Source organism: Salegentibacter salinarum (genome assembly GCF_900168115.1).
In the GTDB taxonomy this organism is placed as follows: Bacteria; Bacteroidota; Bacteroidia; order Flavobacteriales; family Flavobacteriaceae; genus Salegentibacter; species Salegentibacter salinarum.
In genome coordinates this window covers 87,302-109,161 of record NZ_FUZC01000013.1, presented here as the reverse complement: position 1 = coordinate 109,161, position 21,860 = coordinate 87,302, and the positions used below count along the sequence as shown (strand labels likewise).

Annotated in this window: 24 protein-coding genes; 10 read left to right on the top strand and 14 right to left on the bottom strand. The window is 37.8% G+C overall.

What is annotated here, in order from left to right; genetic code table 11:
- Nucleotides 1-203: 203 nt before the first annotated feature.
- The 5 genes from rplS to B5X53_RS14990 form a co-directional block, all read right to left on the bottom strand.
- A complete protein-coding gene (gene rplS / locus B5X53_RS15010; RefSeq protein WP_037319936.1) occupies nucleotides 204-554 on the bottom strand; it encodes a 50S ribosomal protein L19 in 351 nt (116 codons plus the stop codon).
- Between the two features lie 114 nt (nucleotides 555-668).
- Nucleotides 669-1,355, bottom strand: coding sequence for a tRNA (guanosine(37)-N1)-methyltransferase TrmD (gene trmD / locus B5X53_RS15005; RefSeq protein WP_079714051.1), 687 nt, complete (start codon nucleotides 1,353-1,355; stop codon nucleotides 669-671).
- A 52-nt stretch (nucleotides 1,356-1,407) separates the two neighbouring features.
- Nucleotides 1,408-1,992 (bottom strand): hypothetical protein, encoded by a 585-nt coding sequence (locus B5X53_RS15000; protein ID WP_232764076.1) that lies wholly within the window; start codon nucleotides 1,990-1,992, stop codon nucleotides 1,408-1,410.
- 195 nt (nucleotides 1,993-2,187) lie between these two features.
- The gene (locus tag B5X53_RS14995; RefSeq protein ID WP_079714050.1) at nucleotides 2,188-3,636 is read right to left on the bottom strand and encodes a glyceraldehyde-3-phosphate dehydrogenase; all 1,449 of its coding nucleotides are present in this window, start codon (nucleotides 3,634-3,636) and stop codon (nucleotides 2,188-2,190) included.
- Between the two features lie 123 nt (nucleotides 3,637-3,759).
- Nucleotides 3,760-5,157 (bottom strand): S1C family serine protease, encoded by a 1,398-nt coding sequence (locus B5X53_RS14990; protein WP_079714059.1) that lies wholly within the window; start codon nucleotides 5,155-5,157, stop codon nucleotides 3,760-3,762.
- 135 nt (nucleotides 5,158-5,292) lie between these two features.
- Here B5X53_RS14990 and dapF point away from each other — a divergent pair, with 135 nt between their 5' ends.
- The 4 genes from dapF (at nucleotide 5,293) to B5X53_RS14970 (ending at nucleotide 8,526) form a co-directional block, all read left to right on the top strand.
- Entirely contained in the window at nucleotides 5,293-6,087 is a 795-nt protein-coding gene (gene dapF / locus B5X53_RS14985; protein ID WP_079714048.1) for a diaminopimelate epimerase, read from the top strand.
- Complete coding sequence (locus tag B5X53_RS14980; protein WP_079714047.1) at nucleotides 6,075-6,599, top strand: GNAT family N-acetyltransferase; 525 nt, start codon at nucleotides 6,075-6,077, stop codon at nucleotides 6,597-6,599. Before dapF ends, B5X53_RS14980 begins: the two co-directional genes overlap by 13 nt.
- On the top strand, nucleotides 6,599-7,642 hold the full coding sequence (gene mltG / locus B5X53_RS14975) for an endolytic transglycosylase MltG (RefSeq protein WP_079714046.1): 1,044 nt from the start codon (nucleotides 6,599-6,601) through the stop codon (nucleotides 7,640-7,642). Before B5X53_RS14980 ends, mltG begins: the two co-directional genes overlap by 1 nt.
- A 212-nt stretch (nucleotides 7,643-7,854) precedes the next feature.
- The gene (locus B5X53_RS14970) at nucleotides 7,855-8,526 is read left to right on the top strand and encodes a peptidoglycan-binding protein LysM (RefSeq protein WP_079714045.1); all 672 of its coding nucleotides are present in this window, start codon (nucleotides 7,855-7,857) and stop codon (nucleotides 8,524-8,526) included.
- Here the strand turns inward: B5X53_RS14970 and B5X53_RS14965 are convergent.
- From B5X53_RS14965 to dnaA, 3 genes are read right to left on the bottom strand one after another with little or no spacing between them, the layout of a single operon-like run.
- Nucleotides 8,523-9,248: an SAM-dependent methyltransferase gene (locus tag B5X53_RS14965; protein ID WP_079714044.1), complete on the bottom strand. Its 726-nt coding sequence runs from the start codon at nucleotides 9,246-9,248 to the stop codon at nucleotides 8,523-8,525. The two genes, B5X53_RS14970 and B5X53_RS14965, sit on opposite strands and share 4 nt — an antisense overlap.
- Nucleotides 9,248-9,718: a low molecular weight protein-tyrosine-phosphatase gene (locus B5X53_RS14960; RefSeq protein WP_079714043.1), complete on the bottom strand. Its 471-nt coding sequence runs from the start codon at nucleotides 9,716-9,718 to the stop codon at nucleotides 9,248-9,250. The genes B5X53_RS14965 and B5X53_RS14960 overlap by 1 nt, the downstream gene beginning before the upstream one ends.
- Before the next feature lie 10 nt (nucleotides 9,719-9,728).
- Complete coding sequence (dnaA, locus tag B5X53_RS14955; RefSeq protein ID WP_079714042.1) at nucleotides 9,729-11,156, bottom strand: chromosomal replication initiator protein DnaA; 1,428 nt, start codon at nucleotides 11,154-11,156, stop codon at nucleotides 9,729-9,731.
- Between the two features lie 205 nt (nucleotides 11,157-11,361).
- On the opposite strand from dnaA, the gene B5X53_RS14950 reads away from it, so the two are divergent.
- Entirely contained in the window at nucleotides 11,362-11,757 is a 396-nt protein-coding gene (locus B5X53_RS14950) for an acyl-CoA thioesterase (protein ID WP_079714041.1), read from the top strand.
- A gap of 161 nt (nucleotides 11,758-11,918) precedes the next feature.
- On the opposite strand, the gene B5X53_RS14945 is transcribed toward B5X53_RS14950, so the two are convergent.
- The 4 genes from B5X53_RS14945 to ribD form a co-directional block, all read right to left on the bottom strand.
- Complete coding sequence (locus B5X53_RS14945) at nucleotides 11,919-12,527, bottom strand: IMPACT family protein (RefSeq protein WP_079714040.1); 609 nt, start codon at nucleotides 12,525-12,527, stop codon at nucleotides 11,919-11,921.
- 207 nt (nucleotides 12,528-12,734) lie between these two features.
- Nucleotides 12,735-13,607: an EamA family transporter gene (locus B5X53_RS14940; protein WP_079714039.1), complete on the bottom strand. Its 873-nt coding sequence runs from the start codon at nucleotides 13,605-13,607 to the stop codon at nucleotides 12,735-12,737.
- Entirely contained in the window at nucleotides 13,604-14,212 is a 609-nt protein-coding gene (locus tag B5X53_RS14935; RefSeq protein WP_079714038.1) for an HAD family hydrolase, read from the bottom strand. Before B5X53_RS14935 ends, B5X53_RS14940 begins: the two co-directional genes overlap by 4 nt.
- A complete protein-coding gene (gene ribD / locus B5X53_RS14930) occupies nucleotides 14,205-15,251 on the bottom strand; it encodes a bifunctional diaminohydroxyphosphoribosylaminopyrimidine deaminase/5-amino-6-(5-phosphoribosylamino)uracil reductase RibD (RefSeq protein WP_079714037.1) in 1,047 nt (348 codons plus the stop codon). The genes B5X53_RS14935 and ribD overlap by 8 nt, the downstream gene beginning before the upstream one ends.
- 28 nt (nucleotides 15,252-15,279) lie before the next feature.
- Here ribD and B5X53_RS14925 point away from each other — a divergent pair, with 28 nt between their 5' ends.
- The 5 genes from B5X53_RS14925 to ligA all read left to right on the top strand — a co-directional run bounded on the left by B5X53_RS14925 (nucleotide 15,280) and on the right by ligA (nucleotide 20,122).
- A complete protein-coding gene (locus B5X53_RS14925) occupies nucleotides 15,280-15,765 on the top strand; it encodes a GNAT family N-acetyltransferase (protein ID WP_079714036.1) in 486 nt (161 codons plus the stop codon).
- Nucleotides 15,766-15,921: 156 nt separating this feature from the next.
- The gene (prmC, locus tag B5X53_RS14920; RefSeq protein WP_317042331.1) at nucleotides 15,922-16,773 is read left to right on the top strand and encodes a peptide chain release factor N(5)-glutamine methyltransferase; all 852 of its coding nucleotides are present in this window, start codon (nucleotides 15,922-15,924) and stop codon (nucleotides 16,771-16,773) included.
- A gap of 52 nt (nucleotides 16,774-16,825) precedes the next feature.
- Complete coding sequence (locus B5X53_RS14915; protein ID WP_394341606.1) at nucleotides 16,826-17,431, top strand: LOG family protein; 606 nt, start codon at nucleotides 16,826-16,828, stop codon at nucleotides 17,429-17,431.
- A gap of 9 nt (nucleotides 17,432-17,440) precedes the next feature.
- A complete protein-coding gene (locus B5X53_RS14910) occupies nucleotides 17,441-18,109 on the top strand; it encodes a VOC family protein (RefSeq protein ID WP_079714033.1) in 669 nt (222 codons plus the stop codon).
- 18 nt (nucleotides 18,110-18,127) lie between these two features.
- Nucleotides 18,128-20,122, top strand: a complete 1,995-nt coding sequence (gene ligA / locus B5X53_RS14905; RefSeq protein ID WP_079714032.1) for an NAD-dependent DNA ligase LigA — start codon at nucleotides 18,128-18,130, stop codon at nucleotides 20,120-20,122.
- A 33-nt stretch (nucleotides 20,123-20,155) separates the two neighbouring features.
- On the opposite strand, the gene B5X53_RS14900 is transcribed toward ligA, so the two are convergent.
- Together B5X53_RS14900 and B5X53_RS14895 are read right to left on the bottom strand one after the other, a co-directional pair.
- Complete coding sequence (locus B5X53_RS14900) at nucleotides 20,156-21,064, bottom strand: bifunctional metallophosphatase/5'-nucleotidase (RefSeq protein WP_079714031.1); 909 nt, start codon at nucleotides 21,062-21,064, stop codon at nucleotides 20,156-20,158.
- Nucleotides 21,065-21,067: 3 nt separating this feature from the next.
- A complete protein-coding gene (locus B5X53_RS14895) occupies nucleotides 21,068-21,826 on the bottom strand; it encodes a 5'-nucleotidase C-terminal domain-containing protein (RefSeq protein ID WP_079714030.1) in 759 nt (252 codons plus the stop codon).
- Between the last annotated feature and the right edge of the window lie 34 nt (nucleotides 21,827-21,860).

The window sequence follows — 21,860 nt, the reverse complement described above, 5'->3', positions numbered from 1 at the left end:
TTACGCGGAATTTCAATTTAATAAGAAATCCTTTTGTCATTCCCTTCAACTAAACTCCATATTAAATATACAACAAAAGAATAGTAAAATAAAATTTTTAACTTTTTGTTATACAGGAACTTGAAGCTATATTGATTGCTGATATTTAAGTATAAAAAAAGCCCCGAGTTACGGGGCTTTCTATAATTTGAATAAGATGTATTCTATCTTTTAGCTTCCTTAATACGAGCTTTTTTCCCGGTAAGTTCTCTAAAGTAATAAATACGAGCTCTCCTTACTTTTCCTCGTTTGTTCAATTCAATTTTTTGAATTGCAGGAAGGTTTAAAGGAAAAATTCTTTCTACTCCAACAGTTCCACTCATTTTTCTAATGGTGAAAGTTTGTGAAGCACCGCTACCTCTTTTTTGAATTACTACCCCTTTAAAAAACTGGGTACGGGTTTTTTGACCCTCTTTAATTTCGTAATACACGGTAATGGTATCACCTGCAGAAAATTCAGGTAAATCTTTTCTTTCAACGAATTCGTCTTGTACGTACTTAATTAACGATTCCATAATTTCTTATTTAATGTAAAATCTAAAACAACATTCACGGACCTCGCCAGAGGTTATTTTAGAACGAGTGCAAAAGTATTAATTTTAATTTATAATGCAACTGAGAAATTGCAATTATTTTTCTGTTTCATCCAAAAGATCAGGCCTTAAGCGTTTGGTTCGCTCCCAGGCTTTTTCTTCCCGCCAGGCTTCTATCTTCGGAAAATTCCCCGAGGTTAAAATCTCCGGAACTTTCCATCCCTTATATTCTGCAGGCCTTGTATAAACCGGAGGAGCCAGTAAATTATCCTGAAAAGAATCAGTTAGGGCAGAGGTCTCATTACCCAAAACTCCGGGAATAAGCCTTATAATAGCATCACAGACCACCGCAGCACCAAGTTCCCCACCGGAAAGCACATAATCGCCAATAGATATTTCCTTAGTGATAAAATGATCACGAACACGTTGGTCCACTCCTTTGTAATGTCCGCAAAGAATAATTAAGTTTTCCTTTAAAGAGAGTGTATTTGCTGTTTTTTGATCAAAACGATCTCCATCGGGACTCATATAAATTACTTCATCATAATCCCGCTGACTTTTTAGGTCTGAAATACACTTATCTATAGGTTCTACCATCATCACCATTCCGGCGCCACCTCCAAATTGGTAGTCATCAATTTGTTTGTAGTTGTCGGTAACATAATCTCTTAAATTATGAAGTTGAATTTCTACGTGGCCGTTTTCTATAGCTCTTTTTAAAATTGAAGCTTCAAAAGGGCTTTTGAGCAAATCCGGCACTACCGTTATAATATCTATGCGCATACTTTCTTATAAAATGCAAAGATGAGAATTAAAAGTTTAGCTGAAGAAAAAGTTAATCCTTGGCTTTATTCTTCTCGTCCTGGAGCATGCGACCTAAACGTTGTTCTTTTTCTAAAGCTTTTGCGCGATAAAGGTCAAACTCTTTTTCGGTTTCGTCTAGTCTATGTCTTGCTTCTTTGGTAGTCGAATTGGAGTTTTTAAACTTATAGATAAAGAAAAGTAGCGCCAGGATAAGGACACCAACAATCCCCCACATTAAAGCCATATAACTTCCTTTGCTGAAAGGCATTCCAAGAAACTTGATCGCATCCTTTTCTTCATTTACGCGTTGAAGGTCTTCCTGGGTTTCTGCTAATTGATTTTCAAGGTTTTCGATTTCTTCATTTTGACTGGAAATAGTGCTTTGCTCTTCCTGAAGCTCGTTCTTTAAATCCTGAACGTGGCGTTTTGTATTATCCCGTAATTCAATTAAAGCATCATAGTCTACCACTTTGTAGCCCTGGTAATTATTTGAAGATTCAATAAGATTGTCAAATTCATCTTCAATAAAATTAGAGGTAGCCAAGGAATCCTGAGCCGATAAAAAACTGACTGAAAATATTAAAAGTAAACTTGAAAAAATAATGTTACGCATCATTTGGGTTTTTCTGGTTGGAATTTATATGCTTGAACGCCTTCTTTTTTTACTTATTGTAAAAGACCTCGCTATTTTGAATCTAATTTTTATAAATTCCTTTAAATTAATAATTTGAGCGCGCAAATGTAAAGCATTCCCAATAGAAAACCCACCAAATTTAGGTGGGTTTTTCGGTAATTTCGCTTATACCAAATATTAGTAATAAGTAAACCTTCTCACTTTCGCGATATACTTTGCCAGCCTTATTAATTGGTGGCTGTAACCATATTCGTTATCATACCAAATATAAAGAATCACATTTTTCCTATCTGCGGAAACTATAGTAGCCTTACTATCATAAATTGCCGGGGCGTTAGAACCCACAATGTCTGATGATACCAACTCATTATCCAGTGAATATTTAATTTGTTCCACCAGCTCGCCTTCCAACGCGTATTTCTTTAAAATATTATTTACATCTTCAACAGTGGTTTGACCTTCAATTTCCAGATTTAGAATCGCAAGCGAACCATTTGGGACAGGAACCCTAATTGCGTTTGATGTTAATTTTCCTTCAAAAACCGGTAAGGCCTTTGCTACAGCTTTCCCGGCACCGGTTTCGGTAATTACCATATTAAGAGCAGCAGCACGACCACGGCGGTATTTACTGTGCATATTGTCTACCAAGTTTTGGTCGTTCGTGTAGGCGTGAATGGTCTCTAAATGCCCATGAACCACGCCTAGAGTATCCTGAACCGCTTTTAAAACCGGAGTAATCGCATTGGTGGTACAGGAGGCTGCAGAGAAAATTGAAATTTTATCGGGATTATGTTCTTTATGGTTTACACCGTGCACAATATTGGGAATTCCTTTACCGGGAGCAGAAAGTAAAACCTTTGCCGCTCCTTTTGCTTTTAAATGCCGGCTTAAAGCTTCTTTGTCCCGAAAAGCACCGGTGTTGTCTATAATCAAAGCTTTATTGATTCCGAATTTTGTATAATCAATATCTTCAGGTTTATCTGCGGAAATCACTTTTACGGTGGTACCGTTTATAATAAGTGAACTGTTCTTTTCGTCTATGCTCACTGTGCCTGAAAAATCCCCGTGAACTGAATCATTCTTAAGCAAAGAAGCACGTTTTTCCAGAACGCTTTTGTCTACGGCACCACGGGTTACAATGGCTCTTAATCGCAACTGACTTCCCTTACCGGTTCTGGCCATAAGTTCCCGGGCTACTAAACGTCCAATACGTCCAAAGCCATACAGCACAACATCTTTAGGAACTACTTTATCATATTTTTTGGCATCTTTCAGTTTATCTGAAACAAAAGCCATTGCATTTAAATGTCCCTGGTCTTCTAAATGGTACTCATAAGTTAATTTCCCAATATCCAATTTTGCCGGTGGTAAATCCATATCCTGGATTGCTTTTGCTATTTCTACCGTATCAAATATTGAAATTGGTTTTTCTACAAATTCCCCGGCATATTCGTGTAGATTTAGAATATCGCTTACATTTCGGTTAAGTAATTGATTTCTGAATAAGACCAGCTCAATAGATTTATCGTACCAAAGATCACTTATAATATTGATGAATTGTACGGTCGCTTTGCGCCGGTTTGCCTGAAAAGAAAGTTCCTTTTCGTAAACTTTGTTGAAGCTCATGTGTGGTTTGTGTTGTTTTAATAATGTCGCAAAAGTATATATTTCAAACGTTTTCGTAAAGAATTTTTTGTATAAAAAAACTCCCTTACTACAAGGGAGTTTGTAAATATTATTCTTTGCTTTCTAGCGCCAAACCATTCGCTGCTTTTCGCCATTTCTATCAACTATGGTAATCACAATATCTTCGGCAAGATTTTTATTTCTAAAGATTCGTTCCACATCACTTACGCTTGATACGTTCTTATTATCTATGGCGGTAATAATAGTTCCTACCAATTCTTGTGCAGGTAGCCTGGGTGAAAGGGTTCGGTAAATTTTCACCCCGTTTTCAACATTCAATGCCTGTAATTCTTCCTTGCTTGCATTAGAAACTTCAATCTTTATAGGTTCTATGGTATAAGTTTCAAATTTGGTTAGCGTTACTTTAGCTTCTCGTTCCTCTCCATCCCTCAGAAATATCACTTCAATTTCATCATTTGGACGCTTGGAATTAATATAACCCGTTAGGTCAGAGAATTTATTGATATCTACATTATCTAACTTTCTAATTATATCGCCTTGTTTAAGTCCGGCTTTTTCAGCGCCGCTTCCTTCGGTTACTTCAGCAACCATAACGCCCTGGGTAGTTTCGAGGCCAAATTCTTCTACCGCCCTGGGGTTAATGCTACCACCTTTAATTCCTAAAATACCTTTTTGCACATCACCATACTCCATAATATCTTCTACGATCTTCCGGGTATTATTAGATGGTACGGCGAAGGCGTAACCTATATAACTTCCGGTTTGGGAAGTAATTGCAGTATTAATACCAACCAGTTCACCATTAATATTTACCAGGGCCCCCCCACTATTACCAGGGTTGATTGCCGCATCTGTTTGTATAAACGATTGCGGAGTAGCATCGTAGGTGTTTAAATCTCTGGCGGTTGCACTAATAATTCCCGCGGTTACCGTAGATTTAAGGTTAAAAGGATTTCCAACCGCAAGTACCCATTCGCCGAGTTTCACATTGTTAGAATCGCCAAAAGGAATATAATCTAAACCTTCGGCATCAATTTTTAATAAAGCGATATCTGAAGTTTCATCGGCACCAACAATCTCTGCGGTGTATGTTTTGTTATTGTTTAAGGTAACTTCCACCTCGTTTGCTTCTCTAATTACGTGGTTGTTGGTTACAATATAGCCATCCGGAGATATAATAACTCCCGAACCGGCACCCTGTAGTGCTTTTCCGCCACCATGATTTCCCTGAATTAGATCTCTCATAGAACGCGGACCTTTAAAAACGGCCACGTTTTTTACGTGTACAACGCCATTAACGGTATTTTCGGCCGCTTCAGTAAAATCGGCATTCGTGCCGTAGATATTTCCCGAATAATTTGCCGGGATTAATTCAGTACTGGTGTTAGAAACCGGGGGTAAACCTGCCGGAGTTTCTTCTTCAAAGAACATTTTATAGCTCCCTAAAGTCAGCGCGCCTCCCAGAATTGAAACGAGAAGTAGTTTAGATAAATTTTTCATTTTCATTGATGTTTTTATAAAATTCAACTTTAAAATTATAATATTAGTATTTTGAGTTTTTAACTTTAACGGACCTTTAACACGCCACAAAATCGTGTTATTTATAGTATCTTTGTAGCCCTTAAAATTCACCTAATGAAAATTCCATTTTATAAATATCAGGGTACCGGAAACGATTTTGTGATGATTGACAACCGTCAACAACTACTATCCAAAAACAATACCAGAATAATTAAAAAGCTTTGTGACCGTAAATTTGGCATTGGCGGTGACGGACTTATACTTTTGGAAAAACCTGACGTTGATGGTGACGATTTTAAAATGGTATATTTTAATGCCGATGGTAATGAAAGCAGTATGTGCGGTAATGGCGGGCGTTGCCTGGTAGCTTTTGCAAAATTCCTTGGAATTATAGAAAATGAAGCCACTTTTACGGCAATAGATGGTCCACATAAAGCGACGATTACCAACCACCAGGTTAGTTTACAAATGCAGAACGTTGCAGATATAAAACAACTGGGGAACAGTGCTTTTCTTGATACCGGCTCTCCGCATCACGTAATTTTCACTAAAAATGTCCCCGATCTTGATGTGAAAAAAGAAGGCGCTGTGATTAGATATTCAGATGAATATGCAGCTAATGGCGGTACTAATGTGAACTTTGTAGATATGCAGGAAGATAATACCTTTTTGGTTAGAACTTACGAAAGGGGTGTGGAAGACGAAACGCTTTCGTGCGGAACGGGGGTTACTGCAGTTGCTTTAGCTGCCCACGCTTCAGGGAAAGCAAATACAAATACTGTAAAACTAATTGTTCCGGGAGGTGAATTATCGGTTAGCTTTAATAAGGAAAACGAGACTTATACCAATGTTTGGTTAACAGGCCCTGCAATCCAGGTTTTTAAAGGAGAAATAGTATGTCAAGCTTAAGAGGGAATAAGGTTTACTTACGTGCTTTAGAGCCCGAAGATCTCGATTTTGTCCATACCGTGGAGAATACCGAAGACTTTTGGGAAGTAAGCGCAACCCAAACTCCTTATTCCCGTTTTCTTATTAAACAATACCTGGAAAACGCCCATCGTGATATTTATGATATTAAACAATTACGTTTGGTAATTTGTGATTTTCAGGATAATGAAGTTGGCCTAATAGACGTTTTTGACTTCGAGCCAAAAGACCAGAGAGCAGCCCTGGGAATATTAATTGCTGATCCTTCTGAACGCGGAAAAGGTTATGGTGCGGAAGCCCTAAAATTGCTTTGTAATTACTGTTTTACACATCTTGCCATGCACCAGGTTTATGCAAATATTACCGAAGGAAATGAGAACAGCGTAAAACTTTTTGAAAACCTGGGCTTCCAACGAGTAGGTGTAAAGAAAGAATGGACCCATTCTGAAGACGGATTTAAAGACGAAATTCTCTATCAATTGATAAAAAAATAATGTACATCAAAAAAATTCTACTGGCTATTGCCATTCTTGGGCTAATAGGCCTTTCTGTTTTTAGCTATTATATTTATACCAGTATTTTTTCGGGAAACACTAGTTTTTCAGGAGAAGAGAAGTTGGTTTACGTACCTACGGGTGCAAATTATCAAATCGTAATAGATAGCCTTCAGCCTTATGTTGAAGATATGGAGTCTTTTGATCTTGTTGCCCGAAAAAAAGGTTATGCTTCCAATATTAGAGCCGGGAGATATGCTATAAAACCGGGAATGAACAATAATGACCTGGTAAATGCTTTACGAAGTGGAAATGTACCGGTTAAATTGACTTTCAATAACCAGGAACGTCTGGAAAATCTTGCGGGAAGGATTGCCCAGCAAATAGAAGCCGACAGTACAACTTTAATTGAAGCTTTTAAAGATAAAGAATTTTTAGCTGAAAATGATTTCACTGAAGCCGAAGCTTTAGCTATGTATATTCCTAATCAATATGAATTTTACTGGAATACTTCAGCTGAAGAATTTAGAGATCGAATGAAGCGTGAATACGATCGCTTTTGGACCGAAGAAAAAAAGCAAAAAGCCGAAGAAATTGGCCTGAATCCTAAAGAAGTTTCAACATTAGCTTCCATAGTTCATAAAGAAACCGCTAAGGTAGACGAGCGCCCTAAAGTAGCCGGGGTTTATATGAACCGTTATAAAAACGGCTGGAAATTAGATGCCGATCCTACAGTCATCTACGCATTGAAAAATAAAACTCAAAAATGGGATACCATTATAAAAAGGGTGCTTTACAAAGATCTGGAATTAGATTCTCCTTATAATACTTATATATATAAAGAATTACCTCCGGGGCCAATTTTTATGCCCGATATTTCTGCAATAAATGCGGTACTTAATTATGAAGATCACGAATACTTCTATTTTGTAGCCGATGTAGAGAACTTTGGGTACCATAAATTCGCGAAGAATTTAGCCCAGCATAATCGAAATAAGCAGGAATATGTGCGTTGGATCAACAATCAAGGTGTAAAAAGATAAAAATAATTTTAGCTCAAAATTATTAAGAAAGCTCTAACGCCTTTACCTACGCTTTCTTAGAGCGATGTTAAGCCTTTACTTAACTTTACAATTTACTTAACAGGTTGTGCTTCAGATTTTTAAAATTTGTTGTACATTTGCACGGCAAAATTGAAAGGGGCGTAAGCTTAAGTTTTTAGCCCAAACCGTTAACCTTTCAGAAACAAAATGTAATGAGAAGGAAAATTGCAAAATTTTCAATCTTGCCTGTTCTTGCAGGCTGTATGTTTTTCAGTTTTTCAACTAGAGAAGCAGCAAATTTGGAAATTGAAGGTTATTCAACTTCCAATTTAGATCTAAACTATACTGTAGCCCTTGTAGAGGAAAGCGAGTTAGTAAAAGATCAAAGCCTTGAAAGGGCGTTACCTGAACTGGGAAAGTCCTATGTAGGTTTTAAAGAAGCGGTAGGTTTTAAAGAATCTCGCGGAAATTATCAAACAATTAATGAGTTTGGTTATATGGGGAAATACCAGTTTGGTATTGGAACCCTTGAATTACTCGGCATTTACAATAGTGCAGAATTCCTTAACTCACCCCAACTCCAGGAAGCGGCATTTTATACCAATGCTTCCAGAAACAAATGGATCTTAATTCGTGATATTGCCCGTTTTGAAGGTAAAGTAATTAACGGGGTAGAAGTAACCGAATCTGGTATTCTTGCTGCTGCTCATCTTGCGGGACCGGGAAGTGTAAAAAAATATCTTAGAAGCTGGGGCGCCCAGTCTTTTAGTGATGCTTTTGGAACTTCAATCAGGAATTATTTGAAAAAGTTCGGAGGTTATGATACTTCATTTGTAGAACCGGAGAAGAACCCGAGAGTGAATATCAAAGCTTTTAGGGCTTAAATTTCTCTCTGAAAGATAAAAATAGCAGGCCTCTTATGGAGGTCTGTTTTTGTTTTCTTCCATTCTGAAACCGGTTTGGTCATAATGTATTCCGTAGGAAGGGTAAGATCACAAGCCACGCACAGCCTGGTCGTGGGATTTAAGAGTTGAAACAGATCTTCAAGCAACTTATTGTTTCGGTAAGGGGTTTCAATAAAAATTTGCGCTTCCTGCTTTTCAAAAGAAAATCGTTCTAAATCTTTAATTTCTTTTTTGCGCTCTTTTTTATCTATGGGTAAATACCCGTTAAAAGTAAAACGCTGCCCGTTCATTCCGCTGCCCATCATAGCCAGTAGAATGGAGGAAGGCCCCACTAAGGGAATTACCTGTATGCCTTCGTTGTGGGCGATTTTCACAATTTCAGCACCCGGATCTGCTACACCGGGACAACCGGCTTCACTGAGTAAACCTATGTTTTTTCCTTCTTTACATTCATTTAAAAACGAAGGAATTTCTGAGGCTTCAGTGAACTTATTTAGATGAAAAAATTTCAGAGTAGATTGTTGCTTCTCTGGCACCAGTTGTTTTATATGTCTTCTGGCGGTTTTTTCATTTTCAGCAATAAAAATATCCAGGCTTTCCATAATTTCCTTCACCTGTTGTGGTAAAACCTGCATTGGGTTTGCCGCTCCCATAGTTGTGGGAATCAGGTAAAGTTTTCCGGAATACTGGAAGTCTGGCATTAAGCTTTGTTTTCTTCTTTAAGTTGTGCAGCTATCTTTTCGCAGGCTTCATCAAGCATCTGGTACACATTTTCAAACCCGTGATCGCCCCCAAAATAAGGATCTGGAACATCTACATTTTCAGAAGGGAATATTTCATTAAGAATTAAATGAACTTTCGCCCGGTCTTCATCATTTCTCGCCAGGGCCATTACATCCTGAAAATTGGAATTATCCATCACGTAAATGTGATCAAATTTATCAAAATCTTCTGTCTGAAATTGTCTTCCACGTTGGTAGGTGATATCCAGGTTGTTCTTTTTCGCAATTGCCACAGAGCGGGGATCGGGCGCATCGTCTATATGATAATCGCCGGTCCCGGCCGAATCTACAAAAACCTTAGATTGGTCCACCTTAGATTTCAAAATTTCCTCGGCAAGCGGTGATCTGCAAATATTGCCGAGGCACACCATCAATACCTTAGTCTTCATAAAATTGCTTTTATATGGTAAGTTTTTTGTTGAGGTCTTCAACAAATTTTTTGAATTGCTTATCGGTCGTAGCAAGGTTATCTACCGTTTTACAGGCGTGTAAAACCGTGGCGTGATCGCGTTTTCCAATTTGAGAGCCAATACTTGCCAAAGAAGCTTTGGTGAACTTTTTAGCAAAAAACATTGCCAGTTGTCTCGCCTGTACAATATGTCTTTTTCGGGTTTTAGACTGCAAAGTTTGCACATCCATCTGGAAATAATCGCTCACTACTTTTTGTATATAATCTATAGAAACTTCGCGCTTGGTATTTTTCACGTAGTTGTCTACGATCTTTTTTGCGAGTTCTAAAGTGATATCTTTTTTATTGAAAGAAGAGTGGGCGATAAGCGAAATAATTGCGCCTTCCAGTTCCCTGATATTGGTTTTAATATTATTAGCTAAAAACTCAACAATTTCTTCCGGCATTTCTACACCGTCACGATAAAGTTTGCTTTTAATAATAGAAATTCGAGTTTCAAAATCGGGATGTTGCAATTCAGCTGAAAGTCCCCATTTAAATCTTGAAAGCAGGCGTTGCTCAATATCCTGCATATCTACCGGTGCTTTATCACTGGTAAGTATAACCTGTTTTCCGTTTTGGTGTAAATGATTAAAAATGTGGAAAAATACATCCTGAGTCCCTGCTTTTCCTGAAAGCAACTGGATATCATCCACGATTAAAACATCAATAATCTGGTAAAAATGAATAAAATCGTTTCGGTTATTTTTCTTTACCGACTCAATGTACTGCTGGGTAAATTTTTCAGCAGAAATATATAAAACCGTCTTTTCCGGATATTTATCTTTTATTTCCACCCCAATAGCGTGTGCTAAATGCGTTTTTCCCAATCCCACACCACCAAAAATTAGCAGTGGATTAAAAGAAGTCCCTCCCGGTTTATTGGCTACTGCTAATCCCGCTGATCTTGCTAACCTGTTGGAATCTCCTTCCAGGAAATTTTCAAAATTATAACTCGGGTTAAGTTGAGACTCGATTTTTACATTTCTGATGCCCGGAATTATAAAAGGGTTTTTTAATTCGGGGTTCTTATTTTTTAAGGGCACATCTACTTCCTGGGAAGCCATATGACTGCGCTGCGTACTCGGGATTTTCTCGGTAAATGGCATTTTATTACCATAGGTATTTTCCATTTTGATCACATAGACCAATTTGGCTTTTTCGCCTAATTCTTTGGTAAGAGAAACTTTTAAGAGCTTAACATAGTGTTCTTCTAACCATTCGTAAAAAAACTTGGATGGCACCTGTATGCTAAGGGCACAATCTGTAAGTTTTACTGCTTGTATAGGTTCAAACCACGTTTTATAAGCCTGTGGAGTGATGTTATCTTTGATAAAAGCCAGACAGCTATTCCAAACTGATTGCGCAGTTTTTGACATGCTTTGTGTTGTATTATTTTAGATTAGTAGTGGTTTATTAGCAGTTAAAAGATTTAGGAGTCTCTCAACTTTGGTAGAACAAATATGTGAACAAATTATGTAATAAAAAAACCGGTTTAGGGTTGAATTTTAAGAAAATTATGTGCATACTTAATTCCGCTTATGAAAGTACAAAACCTCATTCAATTTACCTGTTAAATTCAATATGAAAAGTCACGTTTCTTATGTTAAAGTCCGTTATGCGGAAACCGATCAAATGGGTGTGGTGCACCACGGTAATTATGCCCAATACTTTGAAATTGCCCGTTTAGACTGGCTTTCGGCACTTGGAATTTCGTATAAGTCTATGGAAGAAAATGGGGTGATGTTACCTGTCTATGAGCTGAATACAAAGTTTTTAAAACCTGCAGTTTTTGATGATGAACTTAAAATTGAAGTGGGATTAAAAGAACTTCCGGCGGTAAAAATTACTTTTGAATATCTAGTTTTTAACCAACGTGAAGACTTAATCACAAAAGCTTACACAACATTGGTTTTTATGGACTCCAACACTAAAAAACCAATTCGTTGCCCCCAGGATATTTTAGATAAGCTGAAATAAAACTCCGACATCCTGTCCCGGAGCTTCGGGATTGTTCAGGATCTAAGCTGTTGGAAATTTTTTCATGCCCGAAGTGCATTCGGGATAAAATCTGAAACGAGTTCAGCTTGACGACATTTACTACAATTTAAATTCTTCAAATAATTAATTTATCTAGTATTTTACTCTTTCAACCTCTTAATCTCAACCTTATAGGTTGAATCAAACTTTTCAAAGATCTGATCAGCTTCTTTTTTCCGTACTGAAATATAAATCTTGCAATCCAGCTCCAGTTTTTGTTCAATGATATTAAGATTGTTTTCCTTAATTAAGCGCATCACAATATTCATTTCAGGATAATCAAAACTGATCTCAAAAACCTCGTCTATGGTTCGGGTTACGAGATTCGCCTCTTCCAGTGCCATCTGTGCGGCGGTTTTATAAGCATTTATCAAGCCGCCAACCCCGAGTTTTACACCGCCAAAATAGCGAACCACTACAACTAAAATATTAGTAACTTCAAAAGACTGAATTTGTCCGTAAATAGGCATTCCGGCAGAATTAGATGGTTCGCCATCATCATTGGCTCGATATTGAAAATCTGATTTTCCCAACTGCCAGGCATAGCACCAGTGTCGCGCTTTATGATGTTTGGTTTTTAATCCTTCTAACTGAATATTTGCTTCTTCTTCTGTCTTTACCGGAAAAGCATAACCAAAAAACTTGGAATTCCGGTCCTTAAACAGGACTTCAGGGGAGGCTGTGGTTATGGTTTTATAGGTGTCTTTCATTATGGTCGATATTGGATTCTATAATATGAAGAACCGCTCATTAATTGAAAAATAAATTACACATCATTTTTTCACCAACAAGGTCAAAAAAGAATCCTTGCAGGATAAGCCTTCCTGCGAGGTTTTTATAATCTCGTAGGTATATTCACTGAAACTTATTTTTAGACCTCACAGGTTTCAGAAACCTGTGAGGTCTTCTTGATAATACTACTGGCTGCTCGCCACCAGTATAATGCTTATTATGGCAAGTGCAATTCCAATCCAGTTTTTCTTTAGCAAAACTTCTTTAAAAAGCACAATTCCAAGAATTGTAGACGCCAAAACAATCCCAACATGGTTTAAAGTGAAAATAACCGAATTCTCAATGCCGGGAGCACGCAAAGCCATTACCAAGAAATAGATGGAAAAATAATTCGGAATACCCAGCGCGATCCCACCCGCTATATTTTTCCAGGTAATTTTTAATTTTCCTAAAACCGCCTGCCCAATTAAAATGCTTATCCCAATAATTCCGGCGATTCCAAAAATACTGGAAGAAAAAAGACCGACATCGGTTTCAGAAACATAAAAGTTTTCCAGGTAATTAAGGCTGGTGTCAATAATCCCACTTCCTATAAAAACCAAGAGCGGAAATATTAAATTCCTTTTCTTTATTTTAATGCCTTTTTCGGTTTTAATGGAACTCAAATAAACCGCTGCGAGTGCAAGCAAAATCCCCGAAATTTTTAAAAGGCCCAGGCTTTCATTATAAATAAATATTCCGAAGAAAACAGGAATCGCAACCGACATTTTTGTTGCAACCGAAACTACCGAAAGGCCGCTGCGTTGCGTGGTAATTGCAGCAAGATTGAAAACCGTAATAAACATAGCGCCCAGGAAAACCGTTCCTAAAAACCAGGGTTCTGAAGGAATTCTTATTAAATCGTCAACCCCTTCAATATATCCGAAAAATCCAACGATACAGGCAATAAAGTAATTCACGATAATTGCCTGAAGTGTATTTACACCATACTTTTTATAAAGCCTGAATACCACAAAAATAATTGTGGAAGATAAAATGCTAAGCAGCAGGTAGATCAAAATAATTCCTTTTTAGCGGTAAATAAATCGATCACATCTTCGCGGGTAGGTTCAATATTCCAGGTGTAAATTCCTAAATCTTCTGCTGCATCTGTATTTTCCCGGGTATCGTCAATAAACAGGCACTCTTGGGGTTTTAAGTCGTGTTTTTCCAGCACAAACTCATAAATTTCTGCATCCGGTTTTCTAAAATTAATCTCGTGCGAAAGGTAAAAAGCATCAAAACAAGCCTTGAAATCTTCAAAAAATGAAACATTTTTCTTGATCCAGTCAATATGAATTTCATTGGTGTTACTCAATAAAATAAGCAGGTAATTTTTTTCTTCGGAAAGTTTCTTTAAAAACTGGTAACGATATTCCGGGAAATCTACCAGAATAGCATTCCAGGAATTCTTGAAATGTTCTTTCTGAAGATGGGAATGTTCGCTCTGGTAAGATTTTACAAATTTTTCAGAAGAAATGAGTCCTTTCTCGTATTGCTGATTTATATCTAACAAATTCTCTGAAAGTTTTTCGATTTCATATTTATTCATTTCACGCATTATGGCCGGTTTATCCAGGTTTACGAATACGTCTCCAAAATCGAAAATTATCGTTTTAATCATTTCTGTAAATTTTTAAATTATCCCGCTCTAAACTGGTTTGGGAAACCATTTTTCCTGAAAATTCGGGTGCTTTTATTCCTTTGTGAAATTCAGCAATTCCGGTAAAAACCCTGGCTTCGTCCCAAAGTTTAGCATCAATAAAGCTTTGAAGCGTTTTTGCACCACCTTCAATAATTACCGATTGTAAATTATTTCGATATAAAACCTCACAAATTTGTTCAGGTAAATTTTGCTGAAAATCAAGCTTTTCAAAAACTAAATTCTCATTTTCAGGAGCCTTTTGAGGCTCTTTTTCAGTTAAAACAATGGTTTTTATACTGCCGTCCAACAAAGCAGATTCCTTCGGAATTTTTAAACCTTTATCGATCACCACCCGAACCGGATTTTTACCCTCCCAAAGTCTTGTATTCAGTTGGGGGTTATCGGCAATTGCGGTGTGGGTGCCCACTAAAATAGCCTGCTCTTCGCTGCGCCATTTATGCACCAATTGTTTGGAATATTGATTGGTAATCCAAACCGGTTCACGTTTTTCCTGAATTTCGGGAGCGATAAATCCGTCAGCGGTTTGAGCCCATTTCAAGATAATATAAGGGCGTTTTTTTTGATGAAAAGTAAAAAAGCGTTTGTTTAATTTCTGGCATTCTTTTTCCAGAAGCCCCACCTGAACTTCGCAGCCGGCTTCCATCAATTTTTTAATTCCCCGGCCTGCAACTTCAGCAAAAGGATCTACACAACCAATTACCACTTTTTTAATTCCTTTTGCGATAATTAAATCGCTGCAGGGAGGTGTTTTTCCAAAATGACTGCAAGGTTCAAGACTCACATAAATGGTTGATTTTTTTAAAAGCGATTTATCTTTTACAGAATTTACCGCGTTTACCTCGGCGTGTGGCGCTCCCGCTTTTTGATGCCAGCCTTCGCCAATAATCTTATCTTTATGTACAATTACGCTGCCTACCAGCGGATTGGGATAGGTAGATCCGAGCCCGTTTTTGGCCAGTTCATTACAGCGTTTTATATATTTTTCGTGTATATTCACGCCACTAAAATAGGATTATTTACCAAGAATGAGCACGCTAAAAATACGGGAAATTCAACCCGAAGACAATCAACAAGTTGCCGAAGTAGTAAGAAAGGTTTTGGTAGAAATGGGCGTTCCAAAAGTAGGAACTGCCTATGAAGACAAGGCCCTGGACAATATGTTTGCAACTTACCAGCATCCGCGAATGAACTATTTTGTGGTGGAAGACGAAGAAAAAATTATTGGAGGAGCGGGAATTGCCCCTTTAATTGGGCTGGAAGAAAAAATATGTGAATTACAGAAAATGTATTTTTTGCCCGAAGCCCGCGGAAAAGGCCTGGGAACGCAAATGATGGATACCTGCCTGAAATTCGCCAAATCCCAGGATTTTGAGCAATGTTATATTGAAACCCTGCCCTATATGGAAAGCGCCAGGAAACTCTACGGCCGCAGTGGCTTCAAATCTTTGGAAAAACCCCTAGGCGACACCGGACATTATAATTGTACGATGTGGATGATTAGGGAGGTGTAAAAGAATCAAGAGGCAAGAATAGAGATAAGAGAATAAAGAGAAGAGGGAAAATAAGAATTGATGAAAGTTTAAAGTTCTGGGTTTAAAGTTAATTGTTATACAAACACCCAGGACCGACAACTCACAAACCACCAAAAACCGACAACTCACAACTGAATGATGAGACTTAAAGCCCAAAAAGAAATCTTCGTAAAAACTCTGGAACACGAATATCCTGCGGAAGAAGTGCTTTCTTTTTTCTTTTTGCTAACTGAAGCTTTTTTTGGGATAAAACGGATAGACTTGGCTTTAGATCCTGAACTTGAAATCAATGAAAATCAGGTAAAAAAAATAGATTCGGCTTTGGTGCGGTTGAAAAAACACGAGCCTGTTCAGCATATTATGGGGGAAACCGAGTTTTTCGGATTGAGTTTTAAAGTCGATAAAAATGTTTTGGTGCCAAGACCGGAAACCGAAGAACTGGTGCAATGGATTTTAGACGATTTTTCTTTAGAAAATAAAGTATTAAAAATCCTGGATATTGGAGCCGGAAGTGGCTGTATCGCCATAAGCCTAGCGAAAAATCTTCCGGTGGCTAAAATTTCAGCAATAGATATTTCTAAAAATGCCTTGGAAATAGCCAGGATAAACGCCGAAAATAATAAAGTTCAAATCCAATTTTTTCAGCAGGATATCCTTCAAACTGAAAAGTTTTCGGAAGCCTTTGATGTTATTGTTTCCAATCCGCCATATGTGCGGGAGCTGGAGAAGAAAGAGATGTACCGAAATGTTTTAGACTACGATCCGCCCACCGCTTTATACGTAAAAGATGAAAATCCTTTAATTTTCTATGATAAAATCACGAAATTGGCTAAAAGTGCACTGAAGCCAGGAGGAAAACTCTATTTTGAGATCAATCAATATCTCGCAAAAGAAACCGAAGAAATGATGAAGAAGAATGGGTTTAAAACCGAATTACGAAAAGATATTTTTGGGAATTTCAGGATGCTAAAAGGGGAATTGCGCTAATTCCTGTAAGGTTTTAAAAACCTTTTAGGTATAACTTCAAAAACCAATAGTTTTGGATAACAACAGTAAAAATCAATTAAAAAGTATTGCCGTTTTTTGCGCGAGCAGCGAAGGCAATGACGAAAAAATATACACGGAGTCTTATCGTTTAGGGAAGGTTCTGGCTGAGAAAAATATCAAACTCATTTTTGGGGGAAGTAAACTAGGCTTAATGGGCCAGGTTGCTGCCGGTACGCTTCAAAATGGGGGAGAGGTCATTGGCGTAATTCCTGATTTTCTAAAAACAAAAGAAGTGGTTCATACCGAATTAACCGAGTTAATTACCACCAAAGATATGCACGAACGCAAGCTTAAAATGCATGACTTAAGCAATGGATTTATTGCCCTGCCCGGCGGATTTGGAACTTTTGAAGAACTTTTTGAGATCGTAACCTGGGGGCAATTAGGATTGCACCATAATCCTATTGGATTGCTTAATATTAATGGATTTTACGATGACCTGATCGCGATGCTAAAAACCATGGTAAGAAAAGGTTTGCTTAGAAAAGAGAATTTCGATCTTTTGATTATTGCCGAAGATATAGAGGAATTGCTGGAAAAAATGTATAATTTTAAACCTATGCCAGTTCCCAAATGGATAAATAAAGACCAGACCTAAAAAAACGCTATGAAAATCCATAAACTTCAAATTTATACCGATAATATAAAGGAGCAGCTTCGGTTTTACCGGGGTAAACTGAATTTTAAAATTACTGATTATTCCGATAATCATTTTGAAATTGAAACCGGATATTCTACCATAAGATTTCAGCATAAAGAAAACGCCACGCCTTATCATATCGCCTTTCATATTCCCGATAATCAGCATAATGAAGCACTGGAATGGGTGAAAGCACATGTTCCTGTTTTGGAAGGTAACGGGCAGGAAATTGTAGATTTTATGGCCTGGAGTGCTAAATCTCTCTATTTCTATGACGAAGATAAAAATATAATCGAATTCATTTCCCGTGAAAGTTTCAGTAAACCCAATTCGGCATTATTTTCGGAAAAAAGTATTGTGGGGATTAGTGAAGTTGGACTGGTAACGGAGAATATTCAGGAGAAATTCCATTTTCTAAATTCAAATTATCAATTGGAAAAATATGATGGGGATTTCGAGCATTTTTGTGCCATAGGTGACGATGAAGGTTTGCTTATTACCATTGATCAACAACTAAAAGATTGGTTTCCCACCGATGATAAAGCTTATAAATCTGAATTCGAGATTGAATTTACCCACAAAGGGGAAAAACATTCCTTTATTTTTGAAAACGATAAATTAAAAGCTCAGCACTAACTTACCAGCCCGATTTTTATGAGTACCGAAGAAAAGATCAAGCAATTACGCGAAGAATTACACAGGCATAATTATTTATATTACATAGAAGATAAGCCAGAGATCAGCGATTATGATTTTGATATGATGCTGAAGGAATTGCAGGAGCTGGAAGAGACAAATCCTGAATTTGATGATCCTAATTCGCCAACCAGGCGTGTTGGTGGCGCTGTAACCAAAAATTTTGAAACCGTAGTTCACGATTACAGGATGTATTCGCTTTCCAACTCCTATTCTAAAGAAGAGCTGGAAGATTGGGAAAAACGCATCGAAAAATCTATTGGAGGAAAGGTGCAATATGTTTGCGAATTAAAATATGACGGCGCCTCAATAAGTCTTACTTATGAAAACGGAAAATTAAAGCGCGCAGTGACGCGTGGTGACGGTTTTCAGGGCGATGATGTTACTAATAATGTAAAAACCATTCGCTCTATTCCTCTAAAACTGAAGGGAGATTTTCCCGAGAAATTTGATATTCGAGGGGAGATTGTTTTGCCTTACGAAGGTTTTGCAAAAATGAATGCCGAAAGAGTAGAAACAGGGGAAGAACCTTATGCAAACCCGCGAAATACGGCATCAGGAAGTTTAAAATTACAGGATAGTGCCGAAGTTGCCAAAAGACCATTAGACTGCCTGCTTTATAGTTTAGTTGCTGAAAAATTACCGGTAAAATCTCAGTTTGAAGGATTGGAAAAAGCCAGGGATTGGGGATTTAAAGTTCCGCCTGAAGCCGAATTAAAAAACAGTATTTCTGAAGTGCTGGATTATGTGAATTATTGGGATAAACATCGGCACGACTTACCTTATGAAACCGATGGGGTGGTGGTAAAGGTCAATAGTTTTGATCAGCAGGATGAATTGGGGTACACCGCCAAATCGCCGCGCTGGGCTATGGCCTATAAATTCAAAGCCGAGCAGGAAAGTACAAAATTAAATAAAATTACCTACCAGGTGGGAAGAACAGGAGCGATAACGCCGGTGGCAAATCTGGAGCCGGTTCAATTAGCGGGAACTACGGTAAAACGTGCTTCCTTGCATAATGCCGATCAAATTGAAAAACTTGATGTTAGGGAAGGCGATACCGTTTTTGTAGAAAAAGGAGGGGAAATTATCCCGAAGATTGTTGGGGTTGATTTCACCAAAAGGGACCCTGAAACTCCCGAAACCAAATATGCTGAAAACTGCCCGGAATGTGAGAGCGAATTAATAAGAAAAGAAGGTGAGGCCCAGCATTACTGCCCAAATTATAATGGCTGCCCGCCGCAAATTATAGGAAGAATTCAGCATTTTATTTCCCGAAAAGCAATGGATATAGAAGGCCTTGGTGGTGAAACTGTGGCTTTGCTTGTGAATGCAGATTTAATTACCAATTATGCTGATCTCTATATTCTCAAAAAAAAAGATATTCTCCCACTTGAGCGAATGGCAGAGAAATCGGCTGAGAATTTGATAAACGGAATTGAAAAATCCAAAGAAATTCCTTTTGAGCGTGTTTTATTTGCCCTTGGAATAAGGTATGTAGGGGAAACCGTGGCTAAAAAACTGGCAAAACACTATAAAAACATAGATGCCCTGGCTTCAGCTTCAACTGAAGATTTAACCGCTGTTGATGAGATTGGGGAACGCATCGCGGAAAGTGTAACCGATTTCTTTGCTTCCGAAGAAAACAGGAGAATCGTGCAGCGATTAAAAGATTACGGACTTCAGCTGGAAATTGCCGCAAAAGAGTTGGAAAACCAGAGTGATAAACTTGAAGGAAACACCTTTGTGATTTCAGGGGTTTTTGAAAAGGTTTCAAGAAACGAACTCAAGAAAATGATAGAAGATAACGGTGGAAAAGTTTCAGGCTCAATTTCAGGAAAAACCGATTATTTGGTTGCCGGTGAAAATATGGGGCCCAGCAAACTGGCAAAAGCCGAGAAACTCGGGACCAAAATTGTAAGCGAAGAAGAGTTTTTAAAAATGATTGAATGAAAAACTCAACATATTAAAGATTGAGTTCTTATTTTAAACCTCAATCTTTAATCCGTTAGCTTCAATATTATTTTTATCATCTAAATAAAAATCAATTCTCCCAAGGTAAAGTCCGTAGCAACCAACCTGGTTTACCAAAACCTTGTTTCCGGCCTTATTGGTTTCAATAGAGGGTTTATCAAGAAATGTATGCGTGTGACCACCAATAATAAGATCTATATTCTCCGTGGCTTTGGCCAGTTTAATATCAGAAATTTTATCGTGGCTGTAGTCGTAACCTAAGTGCGAAAGGCAGATTACCAGATCACAATTTTTTTCTTCTTTCAGGATTCGGCTTTGGTCCTGAGCAATTTCTACAGGATCCAGGTATTTTGTTTCTTTATAAAGACCTTTATTCACTAAACCCTGCAATTCGATACCCAAGCCAAAAATGCCGATTTTCACTCCGTCTTTGGTAAAAACTTTATGTTTTCGGGTATGCCCGTCCATTACCGTATCGCTCAAATCATAGTTAGAACAAATAAAATCGAATTCAGCGTGTGGCAGTTGAGCGTATAAACCGTCTATCCCGTTATCAAAATCGTGGTTGCCCAGGGTAGAGGCATCGTATTTCATTTTACTCATCAGTTTAAATTCCAGTTCTCCGCCGTAGAAATTAAAGTAAGGCATACCCTGGAAAATATCACCCGCATCTAATAATAAAGTATTGGGATTTTCATTCCTTATCTGCTGAATTAATGTGGCTCTCCTCGCCACTCCGCCCATATTGGGGTTTCTGGAATCATCAGGGCCAAAAGGCTCAATATGGCTATGTACATCGTTGGTGTGAAGAATGGTGATATGCTTTTTGTAATTCGGTTTAAACGAGAGCGAGCTTAAGCCACCAATTCCAATAAATGCAGTTGCCGCTGAGGTTTGTTGTATAAAATATCTTCTTTTCATGCCTTACTTTCTTATAAACCTATTGTCCTTTTCAACTTTTAAAGTGTCTGCTTTTTTAAAATAGTCTATGATGGCATTGCGCAATTTATAGTCTACTTTATATAGGTTGATAGGAGCTTTAAAAAAGTTCATATTGTCTCCACCCTGCTGTAAATAGTCTGAAGTTGCTACAAAATAGGACTTGTTTTCATCGATTTCTTCGCCGTTAATTTCAGCCCTGATAACTTTATAATTCTGATCCATTTCAATCTGAATTCCGCTAACGGGGTGAGCGGTTTTTGCGCGTTCCAGGTAAGAAAGCATTTCTTTAATTTTTTCTCCTGAAAGTTCAGCCACCACAATTTCATTTTCAAAAGGCATAAGCGCGTAGGCACTTCGGGTTGAAATATTTCCTTTATTCAGGCCAGATCTAATTCCGCCGTGATTTAGCAATACCATATCTATTTCATTGCCAGCCCTGCTTTTAAAAATTGGGTTGACCTGTTCCATCACGATATCGGCCATTAAGTTTCCAATCGCGGTGTTCAAGTCTCCATCACTTTTTACCATATCCTTCGGATTGTAGGCTAATGTACTATCCAGCGTTTTATTGAGATGTTCCTTATACGGCGCTACAAATTCTTCGATTTCGGGATCGGCTTCAATGTTTTCGTCTATAGCAATTCGTTTTCCTTTAATTTCGGCAGTTTCGACTTGGTTTCCTTTACAATTCAATAGAATTAGCGAAAGCAAGAGGAATAAACTTAATCTGATTTTATTCATTCGTATATAAATTTTCACCCAATTAAGAATTGAC